Origin of the sequence: Streptomyces sp. NP160 (assembly GCF_006335115.1) — a bacterium.
Taxonomy (GTDB): domain Bacteria; phylum Actinomycetota; class Actinomycetes; order Actinomycetales; family Quadrisphaeraceae; genus Quadrisphaera.
Genome location: NZ_VDMJ01000028.1, coordinates 68,054 through 80,663, shown reverse-complemented (window position 1 = coordinate 80,663; position 12,610 = coordinate 68,054). Strand labels below are relative to the sequence as shown.

15 protein-coding genes are annotated in these 12,610 nt (G+C 75.6%); 5 read left to right on the top strand and 10 right to left on the bottom strand.

All coding sequences use genetic code 11. From position 1 onward, the window contains the following. The first annotated feature begins 34 nt into the window (after positions 1-34). Positions 35-1,111, top strand: coding sequence for a GNAT family N-acetyltransferase (locus tag FHN55_RS23305; protein ID WP_218974698.1), 1,077 nt, complete (start codon positions 35-37; stop codon positions 1,109-1,111). Between the two features lie 60 nt (positions 1,112-1,171). Here FHN55_RS23305 and FHN55_RS15170 read toward each other — a convergent pair whose 3' ends face one another. The 3 genes from FHN55_RS15170 to FHN55_RS15160 are packed head-to-tail and all read right to left on the bottom strand — an operon-like array spanning position 1,172 to position 2,755. After that, positions 1,172-1,681, bottom strand: coding sequence for a hypothetical protein (locus tag FHN55_RS15170; protein ID WP_139713162.1), 510 nt, complete (start codon positions 1,679-1,681; stop codon positions 1,172-1,174). Continuing rightward, positions 1,678-1,947, bottom strand: coding sequence for a helix-turn-helix transcriptional regulator (locus FHN55_RS15165; protein WP_139713161.1), 270 nt, complete (start codon positions 1,945-1,947; stop codon positions 1,678-1,680). Before FHN55_RS15165 ends, FHN55_RS15170 begins: the two co-directional genes overlap by 4 nt. A gap of 22 nt (positions 1,948-1,969) precedes the next feature. Further along, positions 1,970-2,755, bottom strand: coding sequence for a nucleoside phosphorylase (locus FHN55_RS15160; protein WP_180357866.1), 786 nt, complete (start codon positions 2,753-2,755; stop codon positions 1,970-1,972). A 135-nt stretch (positions 2,756-2,890) separates the two neighbouring features. On the opposite strand from FHN55_RS15160, the gene FHN55_RS15155 reads away from it, so the two are divergent. Together FHN55_RS15155 and FHN55_RS15150 are read left to right on the top strand one after the other, a co-directional pair. Beyond that, positions 2,891-3,814 carry a DUF1524 domain-containing protein gene (locus tag FHN55_RS15155; RefSeq protein ID WP_139713159.1) on the top strand — a complete coding sequence of 308 codons (924 nt, stop codon included), beginning with the start codon at positions 2,891-2,893 and terminating at the stop codon, positions 3,812-3,814. Between the two features lie 32 nt (positions 3,815-3,846). After that, positions 3,847-4,146 carry a Dabb family protein gene (locus FHN55_RS15150; protein ID WP_139713158.1) on the top strand — a complete coding sequence of 100 codons (300 nt, stop codon included), beginning with the start codon at positions 3,847-3,849 and terminating at the stop codon, positions 4,144-4,146. Between the two features lie 25 nt (positions 4,147-4,171). Here FHN55_RS15150 and FHN55_RS22815 read toward each other — a convergent pair whose 3' ends face one another. Next, a complete protein-coding gene (locus FHN55_RS22815) occupies positions 4,172-4,423 on the bottom strand; it encodes a hypothetical protein (protein ID WP_180357865.1) in 252 nt (83 codons plus the stop codon). A 71-nt stretch (positions 4,424-4,494) separates the two neighbouring features. Here FHN55_RS22815 and FHN55_RS15140 point away from each other — a divergent pair, with 71 nt between their 5' ends. Then, on the top strand, positions 4,495-4,968 hold the full coding sequence (locus FHN55_RS15140; protein WP_139713157.1) for a MarR family winged helix-turn-helix transcriptional regulator: 474 nt from the start codon (positions 4,495-4,497) through the stop codon (positions 4,966-4,968). Positions 4,969-5,045: 77 nt separating this feature from the next. Next, the gene (locus FHN55_RS15135) at positions 5,046-6,131 is read left to right on the top strand and encodes an alkene reductase (RefSeq protein WP_257571030.1); all 1,086 of its coding nucleotides are present in this window, start codon (positions 5,046-5,048) and stop codon (positions 6,129-6,131) included. Positions 6,132-6,203: 72 nt separating this feature from the next. Here FHN55_RS15135 and FHN55_RS15130 read toward each other — a convergent pair whose 3' ends face one another. The 6 genes from FHN55_RS15130 to FHN55_RS15105 all read right to left on the bottom strand — a co-directional run bounded on the left by FHN55_RS15130 (position 6,204) and on the right by FHN55_RS15105 (position 12,575). Then, the gene (locus FHN55_RS15130) at positions 6,204-7,763 is read right to left on the bottom strand and encodes an ATP-binding protein (RefSeq protein ID WP_139713156.1); all 1,560 of its coding nucleotides are present in this window, start codon (positions 7,761-7,763) and stop codon (positions 6,204-6,206) included. Positions 7,764-7,798: 35 nt separating this feature from the next. Then, positions 7,799-8,788, bottom strand: a complete 990-nt coding sequence (locus FHN55_RS15125; protein ID WP_139713155.1) for a squalene cyclase — start codon at positions 8,786-8,788, stop codon at positions 7,799-7,801. 11 nt (positions 8,789-8,799) lie between these two features. Then, complete coding sequence (locus tag FHN55_RS15120) at positions 8,800-9,456, bottom strand: class I SAM-dependent methyltransferase (protein ID WP_139713154.1); 657 nt, start codon at positions 9,454-9,456, stop codon at positions 8,800-8,802. 163 nt (positions 9,457-9,619) lie between these two features. Continuing rightward, positions 9,620-11,299 carry a bifunctional 3'-5' exonuclease/DNA polymerase gene (locus FHN55_RS15115; RefSeq protein WP_180357864.1) on the bottom strand — a complete coding sequence of 560 codons (1,680 nt, stop codon included), beginning with the start codon at positions 11,297-11,299 and terminating at the stop codon, positions 9,620-9,622. Positions 11,300-11,480: 181 nt separating this feature from the next. After that, positions 11,481-11,816 (bottom strand): MmcQ/YjbR family DNA-binding protein, encoded by a 336-nt coding sequence (locus tag FHN55_RS15110; protein WP_139713153.1) that lies wholly within the window; start codon positions 11,814-11,816, stop codon positions 11,481-11,483. 66 nt (positions 11,817-11,882) lie between these two features. Beyond that, positions 11,883-12,575, bottom strand: coding sequence for a YitT family protein (locus FHN55_RS15105; RefSeq protein WP_180357863.1), 693 nt, complete (start codon positions 12,573-12,575; stop codon positions 11,883-11,885). Between the last annotated feature and the right edge of the window lie 35 nt (positions 12,576-12,610).

Here is a 12,610-nt window from a genome sequence, read left to right as displayed (position 1 = left end):
CCCCCGCCCATGATCACGGTGGGAGGGTGGGGTCGTGCTCGTGGTGCTCAGCGGCCTGCCCGGCGTCGGCAAGACGACCCTCGCCCGGGAGCTGGCGCGCTCCCTCGGCGCTCCCCACGTGCGCGTCGACGCGTTCGAGGCCGCGCTCGGCCTGCGCGACGGTGACGGCGACCCCACCGGCTACCGCCTCGCGCACGTGCTGGCCCGGGATGCGCTGCGCAGCGGCCGCCACGCGGTCCTCGACGCGGTGAACCCCGTCCGGGCGGCCCGCGACGGCTGGCGCGCCCTCGCCGCCGAGGTGGGGGTGCCGCTGCTCGAGGTGGACGTCACCTGCTCCGACCCGGCCGTGCACGAGCGCCGGGTGCGCGAGCGCACCGCCGACCTGCCCGGGCACGTCGTCCCGACGTGGGAGTCGGTGACCGCCCGGCCGGCCTGGCAGCGCGACGCCGACGAGCCGCCCGCCGTCGTCGTCGACACGGCGACGACGACGGTGGCCCGCGCGGTCGCCGACCTGCGCGCCCGCGTGGACGCCCACCCGGAGCAGGTGGTCGTGCCGGCGTCGCTGCTGGCTCCCGGGCACCGCTTCGGCAGCTGGGCCGCGCGCGGCGAGCCGGAGGTGGTGCTCGAGACGGAGCGGCTGCTGCTGCGGAGGTGGCGCGAGGCCGACCTGGAGCCGTTCGCCGCGATGAACGCCGACCCGCAGGTCATGGAGCACTTCGCCTCCGGACCGCTGGACCGCGAGGCCTCCGACGGGCTGGCGCGGTACGCCGACGCCTGCTTCGAGGTGCACGGGTACGGCCTCGCGGCCGTGGAGCGGAAGGACGACGGCGCGTTCCTCGGCTTCTGCGGTCTCGGCCGGCACCGGCGCCGCCCGGACGCGGTGGAGGTCGGGTGGCGGCTGGCGCGCTCCGCCTGGGGCCACGGGTACGCCACGGAGGCGGGCCGCGCCTGGCTGACGGCGGCGCCGGGGTCCGGTCTGGAGCGGGTGGCCTGCTTCGTCGCGACGAGCAACGGGCGGTCGCTGGCGGTGGCGCGGCGCCTGGGCCTGGAGGTCGTGGAGGAGGACGTCTGGGCGGGCCAGCCCGTCACCGTCCTCGCCACCCAGCCGTGATCATGGACGGTCGGCCGCCGACTGGCGGCCGACCGCCCATGATCACGGCTGCGAGGGGGGTCAGTCGTCCTCGGAGGGCAGGGTCCAGGCCAGGTGCCAGGTGGAGAGCAGCCACGTGGCGAACCAGAGCCCGAAGCCCACGGCGTAGCCCTGCGTCGGCACCGGCGCGTGCAGCGCCACCGCCACGGCGGCGGCGACCGCGACCAGGCCCAGCGCCACCCGCAGCGGGTTGACGGCAGCGGAGGAGGCGTCGCGCATGGTGCGCTGCACCTCGTCGAGGGTGGCCGCCCGGCGGTCGAAGACACCGCGCACCCCGAGGTTGACCACGGCGCGCAGCGGGATGAAGAGGAGGAACCCGGCGGTCCAGACGACGACGGACGGCACAAGCGGCAGGGCCTCGACGGCGGCCAGCAGCGCGACCACGACCATCGCGGCCAGCAGCACCACCTCAGCGAGCACGCCGGCCCGGCGGGTGCTGGTGCGGCGGGTCCAGGCGTAGCGCTCGTCCTCGAAGGTGGCGGCCAGGCCGGTCGAGCGGGTGCTGGGGCGGGTGCGTGTCGCGGCGTTCATCGGGCTGTCCTTCCGTAGAGCTCGGCGCTGAGCGGTGGCAGGGGCTCGAGGCTGAACACGGCCTCGACGGGGAGGTCGAAGTACCTGGCGATGCGCAGCGCGAGGGCGAGCGACGGGCTGTACTCGCCGCGCTCCAGGTAGCCGATGGTCTGCGGGTGCACGCCGACGGCCTCGGCGAGCTCCTTGCGGCTGGTGCGCCGCTCGGCGCGCAGCACGGCGATGCGGTCGTGCACCGCATCCTCACTGCTGCGTGGTGCCCTCCCCATGCTCACGAACGTAGCATTAGTACTACGAGGCGTACAAGGCGTGCACCGCCTCGAGCGCCGCGGTCACACTGTGGACCCACCCCACGTGCAGGCGCTCGTTCGGCCGGCCGTAGACGACGTCCCCCGTGGCGAGGTTGGCCGAGACGGCGCAGACCATCCCCGCCCGCAGCCCGCGCCGGCGAGCCACGACGAACATCGCCGAGCTCTCCATCTCCACGTTGAGGATCCCGAGCTTCGTCAGGCCCGCGAGGTGCTCGGGCGTCTCCGCCCAGAACGCGTCGTCGGAGGCGTTGAGCCCCACGTGCACCCCGAAGCCGTTCTGCTCACCCAGTGCGAGCGACGCGTCGGCCAGGGCGATCGTCAGCCGCAGGTCCGGCACCGCCGGGTAGCTCAGGGGCACGTACTGGGCCGTGGTGCCGTCGTTGCGCAGCGTGCCCTCGGAGACGACGAGGTCACCGATGGCCATCCCCGGCTGCAGCGCACCGGTCGAGCCGACCCGCACGAACGTCGTGGCTCCCGCGTTGGCGAGCTCCTCCACGCCGATGGCCGTGGACGGGCACCCCATCCCCGAGGAGCAGACGGTGATCGGCATGCCGCGGAACGTGCCGTTGACGGTGCGGTACTCGCGCTGGTGGGCCACCTCCACGACGTCGTCCAGCTGCTCGGCCACCAGGGCCACCCGGAACGGGTCCCCCGGCATGAGCACCACCTCGTGGACCTCGCCGGGCGCCACCCCCACGTGGTACTGGCGTCCGCCGGTGAGCTGGGACTTGTCGGCGGGCTGGCCGGTGGCCGCAGGGGTCGTCACCGGCGCAGGCTGCCACGGCGGGCACGAGATCGACCGGGACGACGACGACATCGCCGTCCCCCGCAGCGCTGGTCCGTCCACAGGGGCGCGCGGTGTCCCTGCGCCCGGTGGGACCGACGTGACAGGCTCGGCCGCGTGTCCCGGACTTCCCCCCGGGGGGCCACCCGCCCTGTGCGGTCCCGCGTCGGCGTCGTCGTCGCAGCGGTCGTGCTGGTCGTGCTCCTCGTGCTCATCGCCCGATCCGCCGGCGGCCTCGGCGGCGCTCTCGACGTGCTGCTGGGCGACCCGCAGCAGGACGCGCAGGAGGCTCCCGCAGGCTCGGCGGTGGCGGCGCTGGACCGCCTGCCCGTCAAGGGGAAGGCACCCAAGACCGGCTACTCGCGCGAGCAGTTCGGGCAGGCGTGGCAGGACGTCGACGCGAACGGCTGCGACACCCGCGACGACGTCCTGGCGCGCGACCTGACCGACGTCGTCTACAGCCGCGCCGACCCGTGCCAGGTCTCCAGCGGCGTGCTGGTGGACCCGTACACCCCCAAGCAGATCCGCTTCCAGCGCGGGCCGCGCAGCGCCGAGGTGCAGATCGACCACCTCGTGGCGCTCTCCGACGCCTGGCAGACCGGAGCGCAGCAGTGGCCGGCGGACAAGCGCGAGCACTTCGCCAACGACCCGCTGAACCTGCTCGCCGTGGACGGGCCGCTGAACTCGGCGAAGGGCGACGGCGACGCCGCCACGTGGCTGCCGCCCAACAAGGACTTCCGCTGCCAGTACGTCGCGCGGCAGATCGCCGTGAAGGCCAAGTACGGCGCGTGGGTCACGCAGGCCGAGCACGACGCCATGGCCGGCGTGCTGAGCACCTGCCCGCACCAGGCGCTGCCCCGCGACGACGGCGGGGTCGGGCCGCAGCCGGCCGCCACGAGCGCGCCCGCGGACGCGGCCACCACGGCGCCGTACGCCAGCTGCTCGGCGGCCAAGGCCGCCGGGGCGGCGCCGCTGCACAGCGACGACCCGGGCTGGAACCCCCGGCTGGACCGGGACGGCGACGGCGTCGCCTGCGCCTGACGGGCAGCAGCGTCGCGCGCCAGGATGGGCGGGTGATCCGCAACGTGGTGGTCGGCAAGCTCCGCGAGGGCGTGGACCTCGCGGAGGTGCAGCCCGGCCTGGACGCCATCGCCGCCCTCGACTCCCCCGGCTGCCTGGCCCGCCGGGTCGGGACGGACCTGCGCCTGCGCGAGCAGCCGTGGGACTTCGCCATCACCAACGACTGGGCGGACGAGGCCAGCTACCGCGCCTACGACCTCGACGAGGAGCACAACCGCATCCGGCGCGAGCTCTTCGCGCCGCTGTGCGAGCAGATCGTCAGGGTGCAGTTCGAGGTGCCCGACTCCCCCTGACCCCGCCCGGCCCCGCCCGCGACGGTCAGCGCTCGCCCGGCGGTGGCGTCGGCTCGGCGGAGGCGGCGGGCTTGGAGACGAGGTAGGTGCGACCGGTCGCGTCGCGGTGCACCTCGTACTGGCCCTGCACGCCCGACAGGCGGTGCTCGGCGCGGGCCGCCTGGGTGCCCGCCTGCTGCTCGTCCACCTGGGCGCCGCCGTAGACGGCCTTGAGGTTCTGCTCGACCGAGCCGACGGCGCGGTCGAGCCGGCCGAACACCCTGCGCAAGAACGACACGACAGCAGCCCCTCGACCTGATTGATTGCGTGCAACCGAATCGTACGCCGCCGGTCGCTAGGCTGTCACGCGTGACCGCCGCCGCCCCGGACGCCGAGCCCGACCTCCTGGCCCTGGACCAGCAGGTCTGCTTCGCCCTCGCGGTGGCGGCCCGCAGCGTCATCGGGCTCTACCGGCCGGTGCTCGAGCCGCTGGGCCTGACCCACCCGCAGTACCTCGTGATGCTGGCGCTATGGCAGCACCGACGGCTCACGGTCAAGGAGCTCGGCGCCCTGCTCCAGCTCGACTCCGGCACACTGTCGCCGCTGCTCAAGCGCCTGGTGAGCACGGGCCTGGTCACCAAGACCCGCGACGGGCGCGACGAGCGCGTCGTCGTCGTCGAGCTCACCGAGGCCGGTGCCGGGCTGCGGGAGCAGGCCCTGGAGGTGCCGCGCACGGTCATGGCCCGGCTGGGCATGGACGTCGGCGACCTCGTGGCCCTGCGCGACTCCCTGAGCGCGGTCATCGCGGCGGCGCTGGCCGCCGGCCCTCCCCCGCAGGACTGACCTCAAACGCCGGCCCGGCGATCTGTGGCGATCGCCACGCTCGTTGAAACTTGGAACAGATCGCGAGCGGTCGTCCGTTGGCACCCGTCGTGGACCTCTTCACCCCCGCCGTGTTCGGCGACCTCAAGCTGGCCAACCGCATCGTCATGGCGCCGCTGACGCGCCTGCGCTCCGGCGAGGCCGGCGTGCCCGGTGATCTGGTGGCCGAGATGTACGCGCAGCGCGCGAGCCTCGGCCTCATCGTCACCGAAGGCACGTACCCCTCCAAGGAGGGCCAGGGCTACCCGGGCCAGCCGGGCATCACCACCGACGAGCAGCAGGACGCCTGGGGCCGGGTGGCCGAGGCCGTGCACGAGGCCGGCGGCACCATCGTCATGCAGGTCATGCACGCGGGTCGCGTCTCGCACGTCGACATCACGGGCACCGACCGCGTCGTGGCGCCCAGCGCCGTCGCCATCGAGGGCGAGGTGCACGTGCACGCCGGCAAGAAGTCCTACGAGGCGCCGCACGCGCTGACCCTCGACGAGATCGAAGAGGTGCGCGAGCAGTTCGTCACGGCCTCGAAGCGCGCCGTGGCCGCGGGTCTGGACGGCGTCGAGGTGCACGGCGCCAACGGCTACCTGCTCCACGAGTTCCTCTCCCCCGCCTCCAACACCCGCACCGACCTCTACGGCGGGACGCCGGCCGCCCGCGCCCGGTTCGTGGTGGAGACCGTCCGCGCCGTGGCCGAGGCCGTCGGTGCCGGCCGCACCGGCCTGCGCATCAGCCCGGCGCACAACATCCAGGACGTGTGGGAGAAGGACGCCGACGACGTCGCCGCCACCTACGCGGCGCTCACCGACGGCATCGGCGACCTGGGCCTGGCCTACCTGTCCGTGCTGCACGCCGACCTCGGCAGCCGCCTCGTGCAGGACCTGCGCCGCCGCGCCGGCGCCCCGCTCGTGGCCAACAACGGCTTCGGCGCGCCGAGCACGCGTGAGCTCTCCCAGCAGCTCGTGGCCGACGGGGTCGCTGACGCCGTGGCGGTGGGTCGCCCGGTCATCGCCAACCCCGACCTCGCCGAGCGCTGGCGGGTCGGCGCCGACGAGAACGAGCCCGACGGCTCCACGTTCTACGGCGGCGGCGCGCAGGGCTACACCGACTACCCGCGCCTCGCCCTCTGAGCCACCCCCGGTGCTCGTGATCATGGGCGGTCGGCCACCTCGGGTGGCCAACCGCCCATGATCACGTGGGGGTCAGGGCGAGTGGCGGAACCAGCCGCCGCCTGACCGGTGCTGCTGAGCCGTCTGGACCACCTGGACGCCCGGCTCGTAGCTGCCCTCGTAGACCGTGACCTCCTCGCCGTCGGGAGCGGAGCCCTGGTCGGCCGGGACGCCGAGCAGGGCTCGCGTCAGCGCCTGCGAGGAGTCGAGCAGGTCGTCGAGGGCGTGCCGCAGGTGCTCCCCCGTCACCTCGCGGACCGCCTCACCGGCGCTGGTCGCCTCGTCGTCCTGGGCCATCGCCGCCTCCAGCACCGCGCGGCGCACGAGCTCCTTCACGAACGAGGCCGTCACGCCCTCGCTGCGCGCCACCACCTCGGCCACCACCTCCTCACCAGCGGTCAGCGGCACCGCCCGGGAGTAGAGGCGCAGCAGGCGGTGACGGGCGTCGGCGTCCGGGAGTCCGATCTCCAGCGCGACGTCCACCCGGCCGGGCCGGGCCGCGAGCGCCCGCTCGAGGGCCTCGGCGCGGTTGGTGGTGAGCAGGAACAGCAGGTCGGCGTCGGCGGCGGCGCCGTCCATGGCGTCGAGCAGCTCGAACAGCACCGGGTTCGTCCCGTGTCCGTAGGAGCGGTCCTCCGCGACGAGGTCGACGTCCTCGAGGACGACGACGGCGGGCTGCAGCTCGCGCGCCATCGCCGCGACCGCGCCGATGAGGTGCAGCGAACGGCCCGAGAGCAGCAGGGCGGTGGTCTGGGGCAGGTGCGTGACGACGTACCGGGTGGTGTGGGTCTTGCCGGTGCCGGGCGGGCCGTAGAGCAGCAGTCCGCGCTTGAGGTGCTGGCCGCTGGCGCGCAGCACCTCGCGGCGCGCGGCGACGGCGAGGGTGTGCCGCTCGACCCGGGCGAGGACGCTCTCGGGCAGGACGACGTCGTCGCGGTCGGTGCGGGGCAGGTCGGGGAAGCGCAGCGCCACCCCGCCGTGGTCGTTCGCGCTGATCTCCAGCACCTGGCCGCGGTAGACGTTCCTGGCCGAGCGCAGCGCCTCGAGCTCGCCGAGCAGCTCTTGGGCCCGGGCCGTCTCGAGCCCGGCGACCTCCACCGTCAGCCCGCTGTGCCCGTGCTGGTCGGCCGGGCCGCGCACGTGGAGCGCGTGGCGGCCGCGGTGGTCGCCGACGAGCAGCAGCACCGCGCGCCAGACCGCCGTGGTGCTCGTGGGGCCGGACGGCAGGTCGTCCACGGGCGGCGCGGTGACCCGCAGCGGCGGCAGGTGGCTGCCCTGGAGCATCTGGGCGACGTCGACCGTCCCGAAGTGCGGCGGGATCGTGTAGCCGACCACCTCCACCGAACGACCGGGCTCCGCGGTCCACGCGTCCAGGGCCAGCTGCAGGTTGACACGGTCGAACACCGCGAACTCGCGGCTGACGACGGCGGCGTCGGCGGCTCCGTCACCGAGGTGGCCGCGGAGGCGGGTCACCAGCTCCGGGACGCGCTCGGCGGTGGTCTCCTGCGCCCACTCGAGCAGGCCGGTGACGGCCTTCGCGAGGGCGAGCCGCTCGTCGGTGAGGTCTGCCTGCGGACGTCCGGGCTCGGTCACCGGTGCATCGTCACCGCAGTGATCAGTGCGGCGCGTCAACCCGTGGCGGGATGCGCGTCGACGGCGGGAGCGTCCCACCACGCCAGGAGGCGCAGCGCGTGGAACGTCAGCCACCGCGACGGCTCGCCCACCCCGGCGTCGACGTCGAACCACACCCGCCCCGGGTGGCGGGCCTGCTGGTGCCACGTGCCGTCGTCGTCGCGAGCCTCCCGGACCAGCGCGACGGCCTCGGCCGTCCGCGGGTCGGGGGCCCGCCCGTCGTGCTGGGCCGCGGCCCGCAGGTGGTCGGCGGCGCGCAGCGCGCTGTAGCGCCAGCGGTAGGGGTGCGCGAGCTGCGTGGCCCACTCCCCCACCGGCTCCCCGGTGCTGAGCCGGCGGAGCAGGTGGCGCCGCAGCAGGTGCTCCTCGCCGCGGTGGCGGGCCGCGCGGAGCGCGTCGGAGCCGCCGGTGCGCTGCTCGTGGTCGAGCAGCCCGACGACGGCGTTGAGCGTGGAGTGGAAGGAGCTGCGCGTCGAGCCCTCCACCCACTCGCAGTTCCACCCGCCGTCGTCGAGCTGGTGCTCGGGGAACCAGGCAGCGACCGCGGAGACGTCGGCGCCGAGCCACGCGCCGTTGGCCAGCGTGAACGCGTTGATGCAGACGTCGACCTCGCCGCCCCAGAACGGCAGGTCCTCGTACTCCCAGCGCACGTCGGCGAGCAGCTCCGCCGTGCGCGGGCGCAGCGCGGAGGCGGGCACGCCCCACTCGCGCAGCTGGTTCAGCGACCAGGTGGTGGCGGTGTACGGCTGGCCGGGCTCGTCGGGGAACGTGCCCTCGCGCACCTCGCGCGGGAAGAAGGGGCCGCCCGCCCACTGCCCGTCGTCGTCCTGCAGGGCCAGCAGCCGGGCCCCGAACCCTTCGGTGGCCGTGCGCGCCCGAGTGGCCTCCCACACCGCGGGCGGCTCGCCCGTGAGGTCGCGCTGCACCTTCCAGCGCAGGGCCGGGTCGGAGTCGAGCAGCCAGGTGAGGACCTCGTCGTCGTCCACGGTGCCCGACGCTAGACCCGCCCGGTGACGCCAGGCCGCTGCGCGCAGAGCAGCACCTGGGGCGGCTGGGTGCCGCGGGCGGGGAAGCGCAGCTCGGTCACCGGCTCCAGCCCGGCGCCGACGACGACGGCGACCAGCGCCTCCGGCAGCCACCGGTGCGTGGTCCAACGCACTCCGTCGACGCCGTAGGCGCTGGTGCGGGGCACGTCCTCGTCGCCGACGTGGGTGCCCAGCAGCAGCTGGCCGCCGGGCACGAGCGCGCGGGCGAGGTCGGCGACGACCTCCGCCAGCACGTCGCGCGGCAGGTTGAACAGCGACCACCAGGCGAGCGCCCCGCCGAGCGAGGCGTCGGCCAGCTGCAGCTCGGTGGCCGAGGCGACGTCGAAAGACGGACCGGGGTGCAGCCGCCGGGCGTGCTGGACCATCCGCGGCGACAGGTCCACACCGCGCACGTCCACGCCGAGCCCCGCGAGGTGCGCGGTGGTGGTGCCCGGACCACAGCCCACGTCCAGCACCGGGCCGAGCGGTGCGACGTGCTCGGCGAAAGCCGCCAGCGCTGCGCGCAACCAGGGCTCGGGCCCCAGGAGGCCGGCGCCCGTCTGCACGTAGGCGTCGGCGACGCGGTCGTAGGAGGCGCGGACGTCGGCGAGGTCGTCGGGCTGGCGCACGGCTCCGGACGCTAGGGACCACCCCCGACAGCAGGACGCCCAGTCCTCCGAGGTCGGCTGGACCTGCCGGAACCCTGGCACGTCTGGTCGGAACCGGGTGCTGGTTCCGACCAGACGCGGCAGGGTTCCGACACCTCGCGGTCAGCGCGTGGGACGCCGGCCCTCAGCCGCCGTCGGCGTCGGCCCAGGAGCGGCCCACGTGCACGTCGAGCGGGAAGGTGAGGGGGAACTCGCCGTACAGCAGCCACCCCGCGCGCTCGGCCGCGCCCCGCACGGCCGCCACGACGTCGTCGGCCAGCGCGGCGGGCGTGTGCACGAGCACCTCGTCGTGGAGGAACAGCACCAGGTGCGGCCGCTGCTCCACCGGGCCGTCGGCTCCCAGCCGCCACAGCTCCTCGCGCAGCAGCGCGATCCAGCTGGCCGCCCACTCCGCGGCCGAGCCCTGCACCACGAAGTTGCGGGTGAAGCGCCCCCAGGAGCGGCGCTCGCGCAGGTCCGCCTCGCTGGCCGGCACGTCGGGGGCCTGCTGCGTCCACGACCCCCGCGGCCGCGGCGACCCGCGGCCCAGCCACGTGCTCACCACCTCGCCGCGCTCCCCCGCCGCCGCGGCGAGCTCGAGGTGCTCCACGGCACGGGGGTAGCGCCGAGCGAGGTGCTCGACCATGCGACCGCCGCTGCCGGCCGTGGCGCCGTACATCGCGCCGAGCACGGCGAGCTTGGCGTCGGAGCGCGTGGCGACGGCGCCGCTGTCCACCACGCCCTGGTAGAGGTCCCCGCCGGCCGCGGCGCGGGCCAGGTCGGCGTCGCCGGAGACCGCCGCCAGGACGCGCGGCTCGAGCTGGGCGACGTCGGCCACCACCAGCCGCCAGCCCTCGTCCGCGACCACCGCCGGGCGCAGCACCGCCGGCACCGACAGCGCTCCCCCGCCCTGCGCGGCCCAGCGTCCGCTCACCACCCCGCCGGGCAGGTGGTCGGGGCGGTAGCGCCCGTCGTGCACCCACTCCCGCAGCCAGCGCCAGCCGTTGGCGGCGTGCAGCCGGGACAGCTTCCGGTGCTCCAGCAGCGGGACGACCGCCAGGTGGTCGAGCTGCGACAGCGTGCCGGAGCGGGTGTCCGGCGGCACCAGGCCCACGCGGCGCAGGGCGCGCAGGAGGTCGGCGGGGCTGTCGGGGTTGAGGGACGGGGCGCCCAGCGCCTCACGGGCCCGAGCCAGCAGCGCCGCCAGCACAGCCGGCGGCTCCCCCGCCGGCGGCCGCGGCCCGAGCTCCCGGGCGAGCAGCGCCTCGTGGACGTCGGCGCGCCACGGCAGCCCGGCGTGGGTCATCTCCGCCGCCACCAGCGCGCCGGCGCTCTCGGCGGCGAGCAGCAGCTGCAGCCGCCCCCGCTGCTCGCCGGCCACCGCCGCCAGGGCCGCCTGCTGCGCGGCGTGCTCGGCAGCGGCGTCGAGGGCCGTCACGTGCACGTGCAGGTCGAACAGCCCCTCCGCGCCCCCACCGGCTGACCCCGCGGTCGCCGCGGTGGCGCTCAGCGGCGCCAGCTCGTCCCACGCCGCCGTCGCGGCGGTCGCCAGCACGTCCTGGTCGACGCCGGGCGCCCGCCGCAGCACCCGGTGCACCAGCCGCAGGTCGAGGCAGCGCCGCACCCGCACCCCGGCGGCCAGCAGCGACGGGTACCAGCGCGTGGTGTCGTCCCACACCCACCGCGGCCCGGCGCCCGTGGCCTCCAGCCGGGCCACGAAGGCCGCCAGCTCACCCTCGCCGAGCGCCACCGCCTCGCCGTCGACGACGGCGAGCACCTCGTCGGGACCGCGGCGCTGCAGCAGCACCTCCCGCGGACCCGTCACGTGCCCAGTCTGTGCGCCGCGTCCGACAGCCCTCGCTCCCTCCCTCCCTCCCTCGATCGTCGCGAAGAGGGGGGTGGGGTGAGGAGCCTTGAACCCGGTGGGCAGCCCGGGGACCGGGTCAGGGCCCGGAAGCGGGCCTCAGCCGCCCACCGGGCCTGAGCCCACCGGCACCGGCACCGGCTCAGCTGTGCTGCTCGCGCAGGCGCGAGGGGGCCTGCACCTCCCACGCCTCGCGGAGCACCTCGGCGAGCTCGTCCACCTCGAGCTCGGCCAGCCGCGCCAGCACGTAGGGGTGCCCCGCGTAGTGGTCGGTGCGGAAGAAGGCGACCGGGTCGGCGGTGGCGAGCTCCTCGGCGTCCTCGACGCTGGCGCGCCGCAGCACGAGGACGCCGGGCTGGTCGTGCAGCCGGGCGAAGAGCTTGTCGTGCACGCGGAACCCGGGCGTGCCCCAGGACCGCTTCTCCGTGGTGTCGGGGAGCGCGAGCGCGAGGCGCCGGACGTCGTCGTCATCAGCCACGCCCCGCAGGGTGCTCCTGCGCGCGGCCCAGGGGAAGCCCCCGTCACCCGGGCCGCGGCTGAGAGGTCAGTGCGCGGGAGCGGCAGCCGGGCCGGCGGCACCGCCGGCGCGCCCATCGGGCGTGCGCAGGCGGAACGCGGGGATGGTCCGGTGCACCATCGGACCGATGGCCAGGGCGTAGACGAGGGTGCCCCACCCGACCGTGCCGCCCAGGGAGAAGCCGATCCCCAGCACCAGCAGCTCCACCCCGGTGCGCGCCACGCGCAGCGGCAGGCCCTTGGCCGCGAGGCCGATGCTGAGCCCGTCGCGAGGGCCAGGGCCGAGACCCGCTCCCACGTAGACGCCGGTGGCGAGGGCGTTGAGGACGACGCCGACCAGCAGCAGCGACCAGGCCGCCACCGCGCCGTCGCCCGCGCCGGACGGGACGAGTGCGAGGGTCGCGTTGATGGACAGGCCCACGAGGACGACGTTGGCGAGCGTGCCGACGCCCGGCCGCTGCCGCAGCGGGACCCAGCACAGCAGGACGACGACACCGGTCACGATCGACCAGGTGCCCACCTCGCCCCCGAAGGTCCGGGACAGGCCCTGGTCGAGCACGCTCCACGGCATGACGCCCAGGTCGGAGCGCAGCATGAGGGCGATGCTCGCGCCGTAGGCGGCCAGGCCGAGCACCAGCACGAGCGCGCGCAGCGGGCGGCGGTCGGGGACGACGGGCAGCAGGACCCGCGAGAGCAGCGATGGGCGGTCGGTCCGGGGCACCAGGCCACTGTTCTCCACTTGGCACTGCCTCGACA

Coding starts and splice junctions, on each gene's coding strand:
- FHN55_RS15165 (WP_139713161.1), bottom strand. CDS start 1,947: ATGGGGAGGGCACCACGCAGCAGTGAGGATGCGGTGCACGACCGCATC.
- FHN55_RS15170 (WP_139713162.1), bottom strand. CDS start 1,681: ATGAACGCCGCGACACGCACCCGCCCCAGCACCCGCTCGACCGGCCTG.